A 14,766-nucleotide genomic window follows, 5' to 3' on the forward strand; every position below is an offset into this window, starting at 1 on the left:
CGTCGCCGCAGGCCATCCCCAGGGGATAGCCATGTCAGGATATGAAGTCAATTTCGACGGTTTGGTGGGGCCGACGCACCACTATGCCGGGCTGTCGTTCGGTAACGAGGCCTCTACGCAGCATCAAAACAGCGTATCGAACCCGAAGCTGGCGGCGAAGCAAGGTCTGCTGAAAATGAAGGCGCTGGCCGATCTCGGTTTTCAGCAAGGGGTCTTGCCGCCGCAGGAGCGGCCACATTTGCCGATGCTGCGTCGCCTGGGCTTCAGCGGCAGCGATGAGGCGGTGCTGGCGCAGGCGATGCGTCAATCGCCGCGATTGCTGTCAGCGCTCAGCTCGGCGTCCTGCATGTGGACCGCCAATGCGGCCACGGTGTCCCCCTCGGCGGACAGCGCAGACGGCAAGGTGCATTTCACCGCCGCCAACCTGAACAATAAATTCCACCGCGCCATTGAAGCGGAAACGACCACCGACGTTTTGCGGGCGATGTTTAACGACGACCGGCATTTCGCCCACCATGAAGCGCTGCCGCAGGTGGCGTTGTTCGGGGACGAAGGGGCGGCCAACCATAACCGGCTGGGCGGCGATTATGCCAGGCGCAGCGTGCAGGTGTTCGTTTACGGTCGCCAGGAGTTTGGCGGCGAAACGGCGCCGGCGCGTTATCCTGCGCGCCAGACGCGCGAAGCCGGTGAGGCGATCGCTCGCCTGCACCAATTGGACGAGCAGCATACGGTCTTCGTGCAGCAAAACCCGGCGGTGATCGACCAGGGCGTGTTCCATAACGACGTGATTGCGGTCAGCAACCAGAACGTGCTGTTCCACCACCAGCAGGCGTTTTACCGCCAGCAACAGGCGCTGGATGAAGTGCGCCGCAAGATGGCGACGCTGGACAGCGAGCTGGTGGCGATCGAAGTGCCGACGGAGCGCGTCTCGGTGGCGGACGCGGTGGCGACTTATCTGTTCAACAGCCAAATTCTCACCAAGCCGAACGGCAAGATGATGATCGTGGTGCCGGAAGAGTCGCGCCAGCATGCCGGCGTGTGGCGTTATCTGAACGAGATGGTCGGCAGCGGCGGCCCGATCGATGAAATCCGCGTGTTCGATCTGCGCGAAAGCATGCGCAACGGCGGCGGCCCGGCCTGCCTGAGGTTGCGGGTGGCGCTCAACGATCAAGAGCTGCGGGCGGTGAACCCGCGCGTCATGATGAACGATCGGCTGTTCGCGACGTTGAACGAGTGGGTGGATCGCCATTACCGCGATCGCCTGACGCAGGATGACCTGGCCGATCCACTGCTGCTGCGCGAAGGGCGCGAGGCGTTGGATTCGCTGACGTCGATCCTCGGTCTCGGGTCCATCTATCCGTTCCAACGTTAAGGGAGGCTGCATGATCGATCTACTGCCCCTGACGCTGGAGGGGAAAGAACCCGCCGAATGGCAGGGCGAAACGCCGCAGCTGCGCTGGCGTTGGCTGGGGGAAGGGGTGTTGGAGCTCACGCCGCGGCAGCGTTATCGCCAGGCGTTGGTGGTGTCGGCGGGCGTACACGGCAACGAAACCGCGCCGATTGAACTGCTCAATCAGTTAATCGCCGATCTGTTGAGCGGCCGCTTGCCGCTGGCGGTGCGGCTGTTGGTGGTACTGGGCAACCCGGCGGCGATGCGGGCGGGCAAGCGCTATCTGCACAGCGACATGAACCGTATGTTCGGCGGCCGCTACCGCAACTTCGCCGCCAGCGGGGAAACCGCGCGCGCCCAGCAGTTGGAGCGCACGCTCGCCGCCTTTTTTGATGGCGAACAGGCGGCGCGTTTCCATTACGATCTGCACACCGCCATTCGCGAGTCGCATTTGCCGCGCTTTGGCATTTTGCCCTTCCAGAAGCATCCGTACAGTGAACCGATGCTAAAGCTGCTGGATGCCGCCGATCTGGATGCGCTGGTGGTACACAGCGCGCCGGGCGGGACTTTTAGCCACTATTCCAGCGAGCATCTCAATGCGGCGAGCTGTACGCTCGAGCTGGGCAAGGCGCGGCCGTTCGGCAGCAACGATCTGCAGCAGTTCGCCGCCATCGATCGCGCTCTGCGGGCGGCGGTCAGCGAGGGGCCGTTGCCGCAGCGCGCGGGCGAGGCGATCCGGGTATTCCGTGTGATGCACTCGTTGATCAAACACAGCGAGGATTTCAAGCTGCATCTGGATGATGACACCGCCAACTTCACCGAGTTGAAACCGGGGATGTTGCTGTGCGAGCAGCCGCAGGAGGAGTATCGCGTTGGCCAAGAGGGTGCGTGGATACTGTTTCCTAACCCCACTGTGGCGCTGGGCCTGCGCGCTGGCATGCTGTTAAGCGAAGTTTCCCGTTCTACGTTGTATTGATTTATCCTCGGCGGCGCCGTCAGCGCGCTGCCGTTTATTCCTTTCATTATTTTAATCTGCTATTTCCCGCTATTTAAATGGCCATACATCGAATTTTATTCGTCCCATAGGGATTTCTTTACGTGAATGAATAAAGGCCGTATTCAGCCGTTATCGGAAAGCCTTAATTGCCTGGTGACTTTGTTAAGATAAAAATGTGAAATAAGTAACGTTTTTAATAACCATGCTAATCTTGTTGTTACTTTTGAATCGTGCAGAAAGCACGCAAAACGAAACCAAAATGCACTAAATTGGTGCGTTGCACCGTTTTGGTTATAAGTTATGTGATAAAAATTTCTTATATTCAATGGGTTATCCGTTCTCTTTTTTGAAATATATGGTTACAAATAAACATGCTTTCTCCTCGTTGTTTCATGAACTTTTTGATTTTAAGTTTTGATTCATGATGCTAATGTCACATCACCCCAGCATTAGGGGAGCTCATAAAATACCAAAAGATAAAATCACAGCCCAAATTATAAATTGGGCGTGACGGGCAGGGTTCTAATTATAATATCTAGGAAAATAAATGATGAAACGCAGTGTATTAGCCTTAGCTGTCGCCCTCGGGGCGGTCACCTCCTTCGCCAACGCGGCTGAAATCTACAATAAAGATGGCAATAAACTCGACCTGTACGGCCGCGTTTCGGCCAAACACGTTTTCAGTAAAGATAAAAGTGAAGACGGAGATAAAACGTATGTTCGTCTGGGCTTTAAAGGCGAAACCCAGATCAACGATCAGTTGACCGGTTACGGCCAGTGGGAATACAACGTTCAGGCCAACCACGATGAAGCGCAGGGCACCACCGGCACCAAAACCCGTCTGGGCTTCGCCGGCCTGAAGTTCGCCAACTATGGCTCGTTCGACTACGGCCGTAACTACGGCGTGGTGTACGACGCCGAAGCTTATACCGACATGCTGCCGGAATTCGGCGGCGACTCCTACAGCTACACCGACAACTTCATGACCGCGCGCTCCAACGGCCTGGCGACCTACCGCAACCGTGACTTCTTCGGTTTGGTGGAAGGCCTGAACCTGGCGTTGCAGTATCAGGGCAAAAACAACGAAGACAAGCGCAGCGTAACCAAGCAAAACGGCGACGGTTACGGCATGTCTCTGGACTATCAGGACATCGGCGGCAGCGGCATCGGCGTTGCGGCGGCGTTCTCCGACTCCAGCCGCACCGGCGATCAGAAAGCGTTGCAGTACGGTAAAGGCGACAAGGCCACCGCCTGGACCACCGCAATCAAATATGACGCCAACCAGGTCTATCTGGCGGCCATGTATGCCGATACCCGCAACATGACGCCGATCAGCGTCAATGGCACTTCCGGCTTCGCCAACAAAACGCAGAACTTCGAAGTTGTGGCCCAGTACCAGTTCGAAAACGGTCTGCGTCCGTCTCTGGCCTACGTGCAGTCGAAAGGCAAGGATATTGAAGGGATTGGCGACGTCGATCTGGTGAAATACGTGGAAGTGGGCGCGACTTACTACTTCAACAAGAACATGTACACCTACGTCGACTACAAGATCAACCAGTTGAACGACGACAACAAACTGAAGCTGAACACCGACGACATCGTTGCCGTCAACCTGACCTACCGCTTCTAAGCTGCAATTCCATTACCCTCATCCTGTGTCGGGATCGGTAATCAGGCAGGGCGCAAGCCCTGCCTTCGTTTGTATCGCGCGCTCAGCCTTTTGGCGCCAACCCCACCAGCTCGATGGCTGAACGCAGCGCGGCAAACCGCTGCTGATCCTGCTCTCGCTCTATCTCTGTCACCAGCTGCGAAAGAATATTGCCGCCGGATACCTTTTTATGGTTTTTGATTAACTGCAATACTGCGTCGCCTAACGCCAGGCTAACGTTGCGCAGCAGAATTTCATATTGCTCGTTGGAATGAGCCGATGCTGACATGACCTTTCTCTGTCTTTCTTCTTCGGGAGCCGCAATTTAACAAAACAGCGGCCTTATGCCTCGGAGGAAAACGCCGTTTCCGATGAAATCAGAAATTCCTCAGCATCAGGCGGGGGGATCAAAAATCCGAGTATTCGCTGGCCGGCAACCAGAAGCCGTCAATAAATTCTTCCATGGGATAACAGCCGGCGTGACGCAGGTTCTGTTCCTTCATCGCCACCAGGCATTGCGGTTCGTCGCGCAATATGTCCACCACCATTTCACTGCAGCCGCCATCCAGATAACAGACAAACATCACCAATGCGTACATCTTGCAGCCTCCTTCGTCGAGCCGCCTTGTCTGCAACAGTGTAGGTAAAAAAGCGCGATTTTTCAGCATCATTGCGCGATTAAACGCCAACGAGGCGCCGCAGACGGCACTTTCGGAATTCTCCAGCCGTTTCTGGGGGCGAGAGCGGATGGCAGATCCTTTTGACGATGCTAAGCTTAACAAGCCTTACATCAACGCATCAGTGCAACCATCAAAAGGAGTGAATATGGGCTTGTTTAACTTTGTCAAAGAAGCGGGCGAAAAACTGTGGGACACAGTCACCGGCAATGCCTCCGCCGAAGATCAAAGCGCCAAACTCAAGGAGCATCTCGATAAGAGCGGCCTGCCGGGCACCGACAAAGTCGATGTGCAGGTGGTCGATGGGAAAGCGGTGGTGACCGGCGATGCCGTCAGCCAGGAGCTGAAAGAGAAGATTCTGGTGGCGATCGGCAACGTAGCGGGCATCAGCGGTGTGGAAGACAAGGTGGCGGTAGCGCAATCCGACGCCGAGAGCCGCTTCTATACCGTGAAGAAGGGCGATACGCTGAGCGCAATCTCCAAAGAGATGTACGGTAACGCCAATCTCTACAACAAAATTTTCGAAGCCAACAAGCCGATGCTGTCGAGCCCGGACAAGATCTATCCGGGACAGGTGCTGCGTATCCCGCAATAACGCCTCTGTCTCCCCTGGCCCGGCGATGTGCCGGGCTTTTTTTGCCTTCGCTATAAGCATCTCTTATTTCCCTTCCCCCTAAATAAAAGTTACACATACCGTGTGCCTGCGCTCGCCGGCCCGCGGCGGCGGTGTTGACCCTGGGGGGGAAAGTTGGTAGCGTCATGGCCCGGTTGCGGACTGAGCAGCCGAAGGGGGATTTCGCTCCTCCATTCTGAGGGGGTGTCTTGCCCCATCAAACAGCAATGCAGCAGTTGAACGAGTGAAAGCCGATTTAGTGAAACAGCAGCGTAACGCCTTGACGGATAAAAACTACAGAGAAACCTTGGGTGATGCGCAATTTGCGATCGTCGTTTTGGCGATTGCGTCCTGCTCACTGATCATTTTTACGTTGGCGGTCACGCTGTGGCTGACCTGACGTCATTAACTAGGGGAGAGAAAATGGAGCCCAATCTCCACGATGAAACCAAACTGTTGGCGATTATCGGCCTGCTGGTTTCTGTACTGCTGGTCGTGTCGATTCTCTTCGGAGTGACTTATTTCTCCGATCTCAGGCATGCCCACGACGATATCGATATTAAAAGCTGCTACATCAAAACACCTTAATCCGCGTGAGCGCGGCTTAGCGTCGTCGCTCTCCAGGGGGCGTTGTCCTGTGCTAAGCTGGGGCGATTATCCTTGGCGAATCGGCGCCATTCAGGAGGTCTTTGCGATGAGTCAGTCACGTCCTGCGCATTTTTCACCCTCACGCGAGTGCCCTGTCGTTGACGGCGCGCGCCAGATCCAACGCATTGCCGTGCGCAATGCCGAAGTGGGCGGTATTCCTATCAACCGCGCGTTGCCAACCCGGGAGCGGCGCACCGTCGGCGCCTGGTGTTTTCTCGATCACGCCGGCCCGACGGTATTCAACGGCACCGCGCCCGGCATGGATGTAGGGCCGCATCCGCACACCGGTCTGCAAACCTTTACCTGGATGATCGAGGGTGAGGTGCTGCACCGCGATAGCCTCGGCAGCGAACAGTTGATCCGGCCGGGGCAGGTCAACCTGATGACCGCAGGGCACGGCATCGCGCATACGGAACAGTCGGTGGGCGAGGACCGACGGCTGCACGCCGCACAATTGTGGATTGCGTTGCCGGCCGAATATGCCGACATGGCACCGCGATTCGATCATTATCCCGATTTGCCGCAGTGGCGGAATAACGGCGTGAATCACCGTTTGCTGGTCGGGGAATTTGGCGCTTATCGTTCACCGGTGTTTACTCTTTCGCCATTAATCGCCATTGATATGGAATGGCAAGAGGCGGCGACGGCGCAATTGCCGCTGCGCGATGATTATGAAATCGGCTTTTTGCCCCTAATTGGTGCATTTGAACTTAATGGTGAAACATTTTCACCTGACGCATTCGCCTATTTAGGCATGGGTAATAACTCTATTGAGTTAAATGCAGAGAAGGGCAGCCGGGGATTATTAATCGGTGGAGCGCCGTTAAATGAAGAGATCCTTATCTGGTGGAACTTCGTTGGCCATACCAAAGCGGAAATTATTCAGGCTCAGCGCGAGTGGGAGCAGGAAACGGATCGTTTTCCGGCGGTCAGCGGTTATTCCGGTGAGCGCATGGCCGCGCCACGCCTGCCGTGGAGCGAAGTTTGATAGCGTTAGGATATAATCACCGAGATTATTCGACTTATTTCGCTCTAATAACGCGCAATAAATGTGATCGCGGCTCCAGCTTCACGACAATATAAAGTTTCTCAACGAAATAGTGATCTGACGCATATAATGATAAATAGAAGAAGATTAGGATAATCCTCAGGAAGTCAGGTTGTCTCCCGTTAGTCTGATGTCAGTGAGGTCATTATGAGCCAAGTTCTTTATCGTGCAAGACTGTCCCATGTCGTGGTTGCCACGGCGCTGTTTTGGGTCTCTGTCGCGGCATTGTTGGTTGCCGTATTACACTAACCTCAAAAAATGACTCCTGCATAAACCCGCTTCGGCGGGTTTTTTTATCTTGGATGCTGAGCGATATTCATCCATCACTTATACTTGACGGCATTCCCATTTCGCTATTTGGATAATCATGAAGCTCTTTGCCGACATTGTTCTGCTGCTTATCGCGGCGCTCCACCTTTATATCCTGGTATTGGAAATGTTCCTGTGGCGCGCGCCGATCGGCAGGCGAGCATTCGGGACGACGGCAGAGTTCGCCGCAGCCACGCGGGTCTTGGCCGCCAACCAGGGGCTGTACAACGGTTTTCTGGCGCTGGGCCTGGTATGGGGCTATTGGCGTGAAGATGTGGCGCTGCAGCTGTTCTTTCTCGGCTGCGTGCTGGCGGCCGGCGTGTTCGGCGGGCTGACCGCCAGCCGCAAGATCCTGTGGGTGCAGGCGTTGCCGGCCGCGATCGCGCTGCTGGCGGTCTGGGGCGCGCGTTAACCCGCCGGTTGACGGCGGGCGAAAATCAGGCGGATTTTTGGTGAATGACGTGCAGCGGCGGATCGATGTGCAGATCGACGCTCAGATCCTGGCGGAAATCGTAAGGCGTGATATTAAAACGCTTTCTGAACATGTAGGTGAAGTGGGACTGTGAGCCGAAGCCAAAGTCCAGGGCGATATCGAAAATCGACGCTTCACTGCTGCGCAGTTGATAGACCGCGCCGGCCAGACGGCGTTCACGAATGTATTTGCCCAGCGAAATCCCTGTCGCTTCTTTGAACAGCTTCTGCATATGCCACAGCGAGTAGCCGGAGTACTCGGCCAGCTCTTCGAGATGGATCACTCGTCCGAGGTGAGTTTCGACCCATTTGCTGAGGGCGCAGACCAATGAGAGATGGTGTTCTTGTATCATCAGTGCGTCAGTGTGAGATCTACATAGCGGTGAAGTATACACAACTTGCCGCCGCGGACAAAAAACGCCGCCGATAACGGGGCATGATTCGGAAAAACCGTTGAACCGCCGCTTGTCAGCTGAAAGGAAAAACGGCTAATCTGAGACTGTCGCCGCCGCGGTGGGTGACGCGGAGAAGACCGCAGCAAGAACCGCCAAAACAGAGTCAGCCGTAACAACTCAACGTTGATGGGGTGATCGCATGTTAATGACAGTGATTATTACTCTGGTTGTAATCGTGGGCGTCGGCGCTTTTATGGCGACGCCGGTGATGAGCATGAAAAATGCGGAAGGTGTGGGAGGTGAAGAACCGTGAGAGCAAGCAGAGATGCACGCCGCAGAGCGGGGTGAGCGCTAATCGGGAAAGCCTGGGCCAGAAACCCGGGCTTTTTGTTGCCTGGCGGCTTAAACGTTTTTACGCTCGACGGTTTCCTCTCCCCAATAAAGCTGGTCGGCGGTGGTTTTGGCAAAAGCCTTTTCCAGCGCTTCATCGCTGCCTTCTTCCCAGATCTTCTGCGCCAACACTTCATCGTTGCCTGCCAGTTCAAAAATAGCTTCGGCAATTTCCACCGAAGTTTCACGCACTGTTGCCCAGGATTTCACATTGTGATTCGCCATAACTATCTCCTGTTGGTTGTGGCTTAGGTTACGGATGTTTTTATCACCGTCATGCTGCAAGTATAGGCTAATCTGCCGCGGGCTTTTGCCCGGCGGTGCGCAGAACGGGGAAAAAGGCGGGGAGGGCGGGCAATGGCGCAGGCGGCATGCTATTCTGTGCGGCGTTTGAATCAAGAGGGAAAGTTATTATGTCTGACATGCTGAGCAACGAGCAGGAATTGGCTTCCGATCTGGTCGCTTGCCAACTGGTCATTAAACAGATTCTGGACGTTATCGACGTGATTGCGCCGACCGAAGTGCGCGACAAGATGGCGGGCCAGCTCAAAAGCATCGATTTCTCCACGCATCCCGCCGGCGCCGATCCGGTGACCCGCAGAGCGATTGACAAGGCGATTGCGCTGATCGAGTTGAAGTTTACCCGCAATTGAGGCGGAGCCGCCGCAGAGCGACGGCGTCGGGCGGTGGCGGTTAATCCACCACCGTTTCGATTTTCTTGAACAGCGGGCAGTCGGCCACGCCGATGAAACCGTTGTCGCCATTGACGTACTGGGCGATCGCCACGTTGCGCGCCGTCAGGTATTTGCACTGCAATCCCAATCCGCCGACGTTCTTATTGCTGCCGATCAGCACGCCGTAGCCCGAGATCAAAAAGCCGCCGTAAATGACCGCCAATACCAGTACCCACTTAATCAGTCTGCTCATTGCGTTTCCTCGTTATCCCTGAGGGTTCATCTAGCCACGGCGCCAGCGCGAGGGCAAGGGTAACAGTCTGAAAACCGGGCGATAGCCAGAAATCTAAACGACAAGTTAAACTTCGTTTAACTTTGCTGTGATAACATGCGCGATAGACCATCCTGATAACAATGAGGCTGCTAAATTTGTTGCGAAAAAAAATCCTCGTGATAATGACGGCCGTCGCTGCCTGCCTGTTTTTCTACCTGTTGGCGCTGGACAGTTATTGCGACGATGGTGGAAATTTTGCGCTGGGCATCTGTTCGGTGACGCGCTTCGTACCCTGGTAAGCAATTTTTGGCAGGGATGTTCGCCCGGCCGCCGCGAGTGTTAAGATGGCGGCCTGAATTTCGCAGTAGATAGGGTTGTCCATGTACGATTTAGGTTTTGGCCAGAACGGCCTGTTGTCGTTGGCACTCGCCGCCGTGGCGTTGCTGGTGGGGCTCTGGGTTTGGTTCCTGGTGAACCGCGCCAGCGTGCGCGCCAACGAGCAGATTCGCCTGCTGCAGGAAATTGCCGAGCAGCAACGTCAACAAACGGCGCTGTTGAAGCGTTTGGCGCACAGCGCTCGCGCCGACGGCGGCGAGGCTGATGACGACGATCTCAGCCCCGCGCTGGATTTCAAAGGTTTTATCCCCGAACGTTGAACACTATGCCCCGGCCGGCGCTGCGCCGCCGGGGCGCTTCAGTAAAACACCATGCCCTGATACGGTTTTTCCCGGCATGCCGCCAGGCGGCTGGCCAGATCGCCGGCATGGATCTCCAACTGATGTCCATCAGGATCGAGAAAATAGAGCGACTCGCCCTCGCTGCGATTGCTTTTCCACTCTTCTGCGCCGCTCTGGCGCAGCCGCTCGCTGACCCGTTCAATGTGTTCCGGCGCGACGCTGAAGGCGTAATGGGTGTAATCACGCGCCCGTGGTGGCGTGCGGGCCTCATCCAACGACAGGCACAGCCACAACGCCCCCAACGACAGATAGGCGCCGCCTTGCCAGCGGGCGTGAGGGGTGAACCCCAACAGGTGACGGTAAAAATCGAAGCTGCGATCGAGATCGCTGACGGCGAGCGTCAGGTGGTTGAGGCCGGTCAACATGCGTGCGTTTCCTGGGCGCAAAACAGACGAAAAGTGTACGCAGAAGGGGAGAAAAGTTAAAGGGGGCGAAACATTAGTGCAGATAATGTGAAAACCGGCGGCGCTGTCATAAAACTGTCTTACAGACATCGTAATGTAGCGCGAACCTTACAAAAGATGGATAAAGCCGATGATTAAATGGTACGAAGAAAGCGATGCCGAAGTGAACCGCAGCATTGCGCTGCTGACCGGGGAGAACCCGGACAAGTGGTATCCCTACGGCGGTGTGAAAGGTAAAGATTACTGCAAGAATCCCTCCGACGCCTGGCCGATCATTTGCGCCAACAAAATCAGTCTGAACCCCGACAACCACAGCGACAGCCCACAGTGGCAGGCGCGCATGAGCACCCAGGGCGGTGAATGGCAGGCCGACAGCGCCAGCCCGCTGCGCGCGGCGATGATCTGTTTTCTGATGAGCCGACAGGCTAACTGATTCGCAAAAATACCGGTGATTGGTAAGAGTTTCTCCTTTTTCTAATAACAGAGCTGTCGTTGGCGGAGGCTGTTTATGAAGCGCATTATCAAAGGTGATAAAAACTTGTCTCATCTGGTGATTGCCCATGCGGCGATCGATCGTCATGCCGAAAGCTTCGGCCAGCGCCGTCAGGGCTGGCCCTCGACCTATCTGATAAAATATCAAAACGATCGCGTGGCGGTGGAAGTGGTTACGCGTCGCCAATCTTATGTCGCCACGCTGATGATCGGCGCGCGCAATCTGACCAAACTGTGCGGTATGCCTGGCTAAACGCCGCCGTTACCCGCTCCCGCGCAGTAAAAAATCGCGCTCCGTTCTGCCGTCTCGGGGCGCTATTCCTTGATGCTCACGGGGTTAAGTGTTAAAAAGCCGCCCGCAGATACATTTATTGATTGGTGAAATCTTGGCCGATAACGGCAAGGAGGTACGCCATATGAGGATAAGATGGGCGGTCAGCATCAGGATACCCCGCTAAAACGCGGATTAAAAAACAGACACATACAGCTTATTGCCCTCGGGGGCGCCATCGGCACCGGTTTATTTCTCGGCATTGCGCAAACCATTAAAATGGCCGGCCCCGCCGTGCTGTTGGGCTACGCCATCGGCGGTTTTATCGCGTTTTTGATCATGCGCCAGCTGGGCGAAATGGTGGTGGAGGAGCCGGTCGCCGGATCTTTCAGTCACTTTGCCTATAAATATTGGGGTGATTTCGCCGGCTTCCTTTCCGGCTGGAACTACTGGGCGATGTTCATTCTGGTCGGCATGGCGGAATTGACCGCCGTCGGCATCTACATTCAGTACTGGTGGCCAGAGATCCCCACCTGGGCGTCCGCCGCGCTGTTCTTTGTGTTGATCAATCTGATCAACCTGGTGAACGTGCGCCTGTACGGCGAAACCGAGTTTTGGTTCGCCATCATCAAGGTGGTGGCGATTGTCGGCATGATCGTGTTTGGCGCCTGGCTGTTGGCCAGCGGCAACGGCGGGCCACAGGCCAGCATCACCAACCTGTGGCAGCAGGGCGGCTTTATGCCGCACGGCTTCTCGGGGCTGGTGATGGCGATGGCGGTGATCATGTTCTCGTTCGGCGGGCTGGAGATGGTGGGCATCACCGCGGCGGAAGCCGCCGATCCGCGTCGCAGCATTCCTAAAGCGACCAATCAGGTGGTGTACCGTATTCTGATTTTCTATATCGGTTCGCTGACCGTACTGCTCTCGCTTTATCCGTGGGGGCAAGTGGTAGAGGGCGGCAGCCCGTTCGTGCTGATCTTCCATGCGCTGAACAGCAATCTGGTGGCGACGGTGCTCAACGTGGTGGTGCTGACCGCCGCATTGTCGGTCTACAACAGCGGCGTTTACGCCAACAGCCGCATGTTGTTCGGGCTGGCCAGCCAGGGCAATGCGCCGAAAGCGCTGACGCGCGTCAACAAGCGCGGCGTGCCGGTGCTGTCCATCGCACTGTCGGCGCTGATTACCTCGATCGGCGTGCTGATCAACTATCTGATGCCTGGCAAAGCGTTTGAGCTGCTGATGGCGCTGGTAGTGTCCACCCTGGTGATCAACTGGGTGATGATCTGCCTGGCGCACCTGAAATTCCGTGCGGCGAAGAACCGTCAGGGCGTCATTCCAAGCTTTAAGGCGCTGTGGTATCCGTTCGGCAACTATCTGTGCCTGGCGTTCCTCGGCCTGATTTTGGTGATTATGTATTTCAGCGAAGGGATCCGCATTTCGGTGTTGCTGATGCCGGTGTGGGTTGCAGTGCTGTGGGGCGGGTTCATGCTGACGCGCCGCAAAGGCGCCAAGCGTTAATCTGCGCGCGGAGGCGTATTGCGCCTCCGCGCTCTTCTCGTCAGCTGCGCGGCATAAAGGCGCGCCCCTCACCGTCACCCCGTCCCAGCAGTTTCCGGCACAGCAGCAGCAGGGTGCTGATGACGTCGATGGTCACCACGCTGAGCATCAGCAGGGTCAGCATGAAGAACCCGAGCAGCGAACCGCCAAGCAGCACCAGCGGTGCAGGCACGCGCACGCGGCGCAGCTTCATGGCGAAATACATTTTCCAGTATTGCTTCTGCGCCAGCAGCGCGCTGCGAATACGGCGCCCCAGGCCTGCGCCTGATTTGCGGGATGTCGAACGACTCATAACTTCTCCTTTTCTGTATGCCCTACAAGTCAATCACAAAGTTCTTAAGAGAGTCTTAACGGGCTCTTGGCGGCCCTGGCTGTCTCACCGAAGTGAGACAACAGCATACGGCAAAAGCTCCCTCAATGCAGCGCACGGCTGACGAAGTGCGAGCTTCATCGGGTTTGTTACACTGAAAGTCATGCCCGTGCAGGGCGCTGAGGGTCGGGAGAAGACGCTGGATGAAAAGAATCAACCGTTATTACGACGCGGCCAAGGCGCATCACACGCCGGAGGGATTTCGCAACCCGGAACCTTCGCGGCGTCAGGAGGGGGATCTTCAACGTTGGCAAGATGAGCGCAAGCGCCAGGGGTTGCCCAAGCCGCCGCAGCAGGGCTACGCGCAATTTACCGAACGCTGGTGGCAGCCGGCCGATCTCAGCGGCAGTGGCGACAGCGTCTGGTGGTTGGGGCATGCCTCGATGCTGCTGCGGTTGAGCGGGCGCTATATTCTGATCGATCCGGCGTTGTCCGAACGCGCATCGCCGCTGAGCTTTTACGGCCCGAAGCGCAGAACGCCGCCGCCGCTGACGGTGGAGCAACTGCCGGCGGTGGATGCGGTGCTGATCTCGCATAACCATTATGACCACCTTGACAGGCGCACGGTGCGGCAATTGGCGCGGCGTTTCCCTCAGGCCGAGTTCATCGTGCCGCTCGGCTTGAAGCGCTGGTTCCGCCGTTATCGGCTGAAGGTGCATGAGCTGGACTGGTGGCAGAGTCTGCCGTTGGGCGAGCTGACGGTCTACGCCACGCCGGCGCGGCACTGGAGCATGCGCACGCTGTGGGATCGCAATCGCTCGCTGTGGTGCGGCTGGGTGATCCACCATCCGGCGCTGCGGTTTTATTTTTCCGGCGACAGCGGCTATTCGGAACGGCTGGCGGAGATCGGTCAACGGCTGGGGCCGTTCGACGTGGCGGCGCTGCCCATCGGCGCCTATGCGCCGCGCTGGTTTATGCAGGAGCAGCATATGGATCCGCAGCAGTCGGTGACGCTGTACCGTCAACTGAATCAGCCGCGCGCCATTCCCATTCATTGGGGGGTGTTCGAATTGGCGGATGAATCGCTGGACGAGCCGCCGCAGCAGTTGAACCTGGCGTTGAGTGAGGCGGGGCTGGAGCAGCATCAATTCCATCCGCTGAAGATTGGCGAGCGCATCGCGTTGCAGGACTCACCGTCTGCGTTACCTCATCATCCGGCGGCGCTGCGGGATGAATAAAACCAACGGTTTGAAAGCGCGGCTGTAATTAGCCGAATTGATAAGCGCGGGTGGTGATTCAAATAACCCCCTTGTTTTCAGGATTTAATTCAACGTTGAACTTTCGTTATTGATAAGACTATTCCGGCTATTGAGGTTAATGATATTCGGATTATTTATGATGAACCCACCGGCAAGCGGGAGAGGTGCCGGCGCTTTGCATGTTTATGCATCCGTTGTGCAG

At 56.4% G+C, this 14,766-nt stretch carries 22 protein-coding genes; 15 read left to right on the top strand and 7 right to left on the bottom strand.

The window, feature by feature from the left end:
• The first annotated feature begins 31 nt into the window (after window positions 1–31).
• The 3 genes from astB (at window position 32) to ompC (ending at window position 4,017) form a co-directional block, all read left to right on the top strand.
• Window positions 32–1,372 carry an N-succinylarginine dihydrolase gene (gene astB / locus J9788_RS09190; protein ID WP_033650923.1) on the top strand — a complete coding sequence of 447 codons (1,341 nt, stop codon included), beginning with the start codon at window positions 32–34 and terminating at the stop codon, window positions 1,370–1,372.
• Window positions 1,373–1,382: 10 nt separating this feature from the next.
• On the top strand, window positions 1,383–2,366 hold the full coding sequence (astE, locus tag J9788_RS09195; protein WP_046896650.1) for a succinylglutamate desuccinylase: 984 nt from the start codon (window positions 1,383–1,385) through the stop codon (window positions 2,364–2,366).
• Window positions 2,367–2,934: 568 nt separating this feature from the next.
• On the top strand, window positions 2,935–4,017 hold the full coding sequence (gene ompC, locus J9788_RS09200) for a porin OmpC (RefSeq protein ID WP_046896651.1): 1,083 nt from the start codon (window positions 2,935–2,937) through the stop codon (window positions 4,015–4,017).
• 82 nt (window positions 4,018–4,099) lie between these two features.
• Here the strand turns inward: ompC and J9788_RS09205 are convergent, their stop codons facing one another.
• Complete coding sequence (locus J9788_RS09205; RefSeq protein ID WP_033643403.1) at window positions 4,100–4,324, bottom strand: biofilm development regulator YmgB/AriR family protein; 225 nt, start codon at window positions 4,322–4,324, stop codon at window positions 4,100–4,102.
• A 118-nt stretch (window positions 4,325–4,442) separates the two neighbouring features.
• On the bottom strand, window positions 4,443–4,634 hold the full coding sequence (locus J9788_RS09210; protein ID WP_004934567.1) for a YebW family protein: 192 nt from the start codon (window positions 4,632–4,634) through the stop codon (window positions 4,443–4,445).
• Window positions 4,635–4,860: 226 nt separating this feature from the next.
• Here J9788_RS09210 and lysM point away from each other — a divergent pair, with 226 nt between their 5' ends.
• The 5 genes from lysM (at window position 4,861) to J9788_RS09235 (ending at window position 7,742) form a co-directional block, all read left to right on the top strand.
• Entirely contained in the window at window positions 4,861–5,307 is a 447-nt protein-coding gene (lysM, locus tag J9788_RS09215) for a peptidoglycan-binding protein LysM (RefSeq protein WP_016927389.1), read from the top strand.
• A 262-nt stretch (window positions 5,308–5,569) separates the two neighbouring features.
• Window positions 5,570–5,725 (top strand): hypothetical protein, encoded by a 156-nt coding sequence (locus J9788_RS09220; protein ID WP_162882310.1) that lies wholly within the window; start codon window positions 5,570–5,572, stop codon window positions 5,723–5,725.
• 23 nt (window positions 5,726–5,748) lie between these two features.
• The gene (locus J9788_RS09225) at window positions 5,749–5,913 is read left to right on the top strand and encodes a hypothetical protein (protein WP_162837199.1); all 165 of its coding nucleotides are present in this window, start codon (window positions 5,749–5,751) and stop codon (window positions 5,911–5,913) included.
• Window positions 5,914–6,019: 106 nt separating this feature from the next.
• Window positions 6,020–6,961: a pirin family protein gene (locus tag J9788_RS09230; protein WP_046896653.1), complete on the top strand. Its 942-nt coding sequence runs from the start codon at window positions 6,020–6,022 to the stop codon at window positions 6,959–6,961.
• Window positions 6,962–7,388: 427 nt separating this feature from the next.
• Window positions 7,389–7,742, top strand: coding sequence for a DUF1304 domain-containing protein (locus tag J9788_RS09235; protein ID WP_042784760.1), 354 nt, complete (start codon window positions 7,389–7,391; stop codon window positions 7,740–7,742).
• Window positions 7,743–7,767: 25 nt separating this feature from the next.
• Here the strand turns inward: J9788_RS09235 and J9788_RS09240 are convergent, their stop codons facing one another.
• Window positions 7,768–8,154: a helix-turn-helix domain-containing protein gene (locus J9788_RS09240; RefSeq protein ID WP_004927697.1), complete on the bottom strand. Its 387-nt coding sequence runs from the start codon at window positions 8,152–8,154 to the stop codon at window positions 7,768–7,770.
• Between the two features lie 444 nt (window positions 8,155–8,598).
• Window positions 8,599–8,811: a YccJ family protein gene (locus J9788_RS09245; RefSeq protein WP_004927694.1), complete on the bottom strand. Its 213-nt coding sequence runs from the start codon at window positions 8,809–8,811 to the stop codon at window positions 8,599–8,601.
• A gap of 188 nt (window positions 8,812–8,999) precedes the next feature.
• Between J9788_RS09245 and J9788_RS09250 the strand changes: the two genes are divergently transcribed.
• Window positions 9,000–9,239: a DUF2766 family protein gene (locus J9788_RS09250; RefSeq protein ID WP_046896655.1), complete on the top strand. Its 240-nt coding sequence runs from the start codon at window positions 9,000–9,002 to the stop codon at window positions 9,237–9,239.
• A 40-nt stretch (window positions 9,240–9,279) separates the two neighbouring features.
• On the opposite strand, the gene J9788_RS09255 is transcribed toward J9788_RS09250, so the two are convergent.
• Window positions 9,280–9,513: a YobH family protein gene (locus tag J9788_RS09255; protein ID WP_038877047.1), complete on the bottom strand. Its 234-nt coding sequence runs from the start codon at window positions 9,511–9,513 to the stop codon at window positions 9,280–9,282.
• A 161-nt stretch (window positions 9,514–9,674) separates the two neighbouring features.
• On the opposite strand from J9788_RS09255, the gene J9788_RS09260 reads away from it, so the two are divergent.
• Together J9788_RS09260 and J9788_RS09265 are read left to right on the top strand one after the other, a co-directional pair.
• Window positions 9,675–9,833, top strand: coding sequence for a PhoP/PhoQ regulator MgrB (locus J9788_RS09260; RefSeq protein ID WP_004927688.1), 159 nt, complete (start codon window positions 9,675–9,677; stop codon window positions 9,831–9,833).
• 81 nt (window positions 9,834–9,914) lie between these two features.
• On the top strand, window positions 9,915–10,190 hold the full coding sequence (locus J9788_RS09265; RefSeq protein ID WP_046896656.1) for a YebO family protein: 276 nt from the start codon (window positions 9,915–9,917) through the stop codon (window positions 10,188–10,190).
• Window positions 10,191–10,228: 38 nt separating this feature from the next.
• On the opposite strand, the gene fos is transcribed toward J9788_RS09265, so the two are convergent.
• A complete protein-coding gene (gene fos / locus J9788_RS09270; RefSeq protein ID WP_046896657.1) occupies window positions 10,229–10,636 on the bottom strand; it encodes a fosfomycin resistance glutathione transferase in 408 nt (135 codons plus the stop codon).
• Window positions 10,637–10,805: 169 nt separating this feature from the next.
• Here fos and J9788_RS09275 point away from each other — a divergent pair, with 169 nt between their 5' ends.
• From J9788_RS09275 to J9788_RS09285, 3 genes are all read left to right on the top strand, one after another.
• The gene (locus tag J9788_RS09275) at window positions 10,806–11,108 is read left to right on the top strand and encodes a phage protein NinX family protein (RefSeq protein ID WP_033643391.1); all 303 of its coding nucleotides are present in this window, start codon (window positions 10,806–10,808) and stop codon (window positions 11,106–11,108) included.
• Window positions 11,109–11,183: 75 nt separating this feature from the next.
• Window positions 11,184–11,420 (top strand): DUF4060 family protein, encoded by a 237-nt coding sequence (locus tag J9788_RS09280; RefSeq protein WP_025303167.1) that lies wholly within the window; start codon window positions 11,184–11,186, stop codon window positions 11,418–11,420.
• 174 nt (window positions 11,421–11,594) lie between these two features.
• Window positions 11,595–12,956, top strand: a complete 1,362-nt coding sequence (locus tag J9788_RS09285; protein WP_033643390.1) for an amino acid permease — start codon at window positions 11,595–11,597, stop codon at window positions 12,954–12,956.
• A gap of 40 nt (window positions 12,957–12,996) precedes the next feature.
• Here the strand turns inward: J9788_RS09285 and J9788_RS09290 are convergent, their stop codons facing one another.
• Window positions 12,997–13,287 (bottom strand): hypothetical protein, encoded by a 291-nt coding sequence (locus J9788_RS09290; RefSeq protein WP_033643389.1) that lies wholly within the window; start codon window positions 13,285–13,287, stop codon window positions 12,997–12,999.
• A 221-nt stretch (window positions 13,288–13,508) separates the two neighbouring features.
• On the opposite strand from J9788_RS09290, the gene J9788_RS09295 reads away from it, so the two are divergent.
• Entirely contained in the window at window positions 13,509–14,543 is a 1,035-nt protein-coding gene (locus tag J9788_RS09295; RefSeq protein WP_046896659.1) for an MBL fold metallo-hydrolase, read from the top strand.
• Window positions 14,544–14,766 lie beyond the last annotated feature (223 nt).

The sequence above is a fragment of the Serratia sp. X10 genome, assembly GCF_017811775.1.
GTDB lineage: Bacteria > Pseudomonadota > Gammaproteobacteria > Enterobacterales > Enterobacteriaceae > Serratia > Serratia ureilytica.

Bases quoted from the DNA above. Each gene is read 5' to 3' on its own strand.
- astB (WP_033650923.1), top strand. From the start codon at position 32: ATGTCAGGATATGAAGTCAATTTCGACGGTTTGGTGGGGCCGACGCAC.
- astE (WP_046896650.1), top strand. From the start codon at position 1,383: ATGATCGATCTACTGCCCCTGACGCTGGAGGGGAAAGAACCCGCCGAA.
- ompC (WP_046896651.1), top strand. From the start codon at position 2,935: ATGATGAAACGCAGTGTATTAGCCTTAGCTGTCGCCCTCGGGGCGGTC.
- J9788_RS09205 (WP_033643403.1), bottom strand. From the start codon at position 4,324: ATGTCAGCATCGGCTCATTCCAACGAGCAATATGAAATTCTGCTGCGC.
- J9788_RS09210 (WP_004934567.1), bottom strand. From the start codon at position 4,634: ATGTACGCATTGGTGATGTTTGTCTGTTATCTGGATGGCGGCTGCAGT.
- lysM (WP_016927389.1), top strand. From the start codon at position 4,861: ATGGGCTTGTTTAACTTTGTCAAAGAAGCGGGCGAAAAACTGTGGGAC.
- J9788_RS09225 (WP_162837199.1), top strand. From the start codon at position 5,749: ATGGAGCCCAATCTCCACGATGAAACCAAACTGTTGGCGATTATCGGC.
- J9788_RS09230 (WP_046896653.1), top strand. From the start codon at position 6,020: ATGAGTCAGTCACGTCCTGCGCATTTTTCACCCTCACGCGAGTGCCCT.
- J9788_RS09235 (WP_042784760.1), top strand. From the start codon at position 7,389: ATGAAGCTCTTTGCCGACATTGTTCTGCTGCTTATCGCGGCGCTCCAC.
- J9788_RS09240 (WP_004927697.1), bottom strand. From the start codon at position 8,154: ATGATACAAGAACACCATCTCTCATTGGTCTGCGCCCTCAGCAAATGG.
- J9788_RS09245 (WP_004927694.1), bottom strand. From the start codon at position 8,811: ATGGCGAATCACAATGTGAAATCCTGGGCAACAGTGCGTGAAACTTCG.
- J9788_RS09250 (WP_046896655.1), top strand. From the start codon at position 9,000: ATGTCTGACATGCTGAGCAACGAGCAGGAATTGGCTTCCGATCTGGTC.
- J9788_RS09255 (WP_038877047.1), bottom strand. From the start codon at position 9,513: ATGAGCAGACTGATTAAGTGGGTACTGGTATTGGCGGTCATTTACGGC.
- J9788_RS09260 (WP_004927688.1), top strand. From the start codon at position 9,675: ATGAGGCTGCTAAATTTGTTGCGAAAAAAAATCCTCGTGATAATGACG.
- J9788_RS09265 (WP_046896656.1), top strand. From the start codon at position 9,915: ATGTACGATTTAGGTTTTGGCCAGAACGGCCTGTTGTCGTTGGCACTC.
- fos (WP_046896657.1), bottom strand. From the start codon at position 10,636: ATGTTGACCGGCCTCAACCACCTGACGCTCGCCGTCAGCGATCTCGAT.
- J9788_RS09275 (WP_033643391.1), top strand. From the start codon at position 10,806: ATGATTAAATGGTACGAAGAAAGCGATGCCGAAGTGAACCGCAGCATT.
- J9788_RS09280 (WP_025303167.1), top strand. From the start codon at position 11,184: ATGAAGCGCATTATCAAAGGTGATAAAAACTTGTCTCATCTGGTGATT.
- J9788_RS09285 (WP_033643390.1), top strand. From the start codon at position 11,595: ATGGGCGGTCAGCATCAGGATACCCCGCTAAAACGCGGATTAAAAAAC.
- J9788_RS09290 (WP_033643389.1), bottom strand. From the start codon at position 13,287: ATGAGTCGTTCGACATCCCGCAAATCAGGCGCAGGCCTGGGGCGCCGT.
- J9788_RS09295 (WP_046896659.1), top strand. From the start codon at position 13,509: ATGAAAAGAATCAACCGTTATTACGACGCGGCCAAGGCGCATCACACG.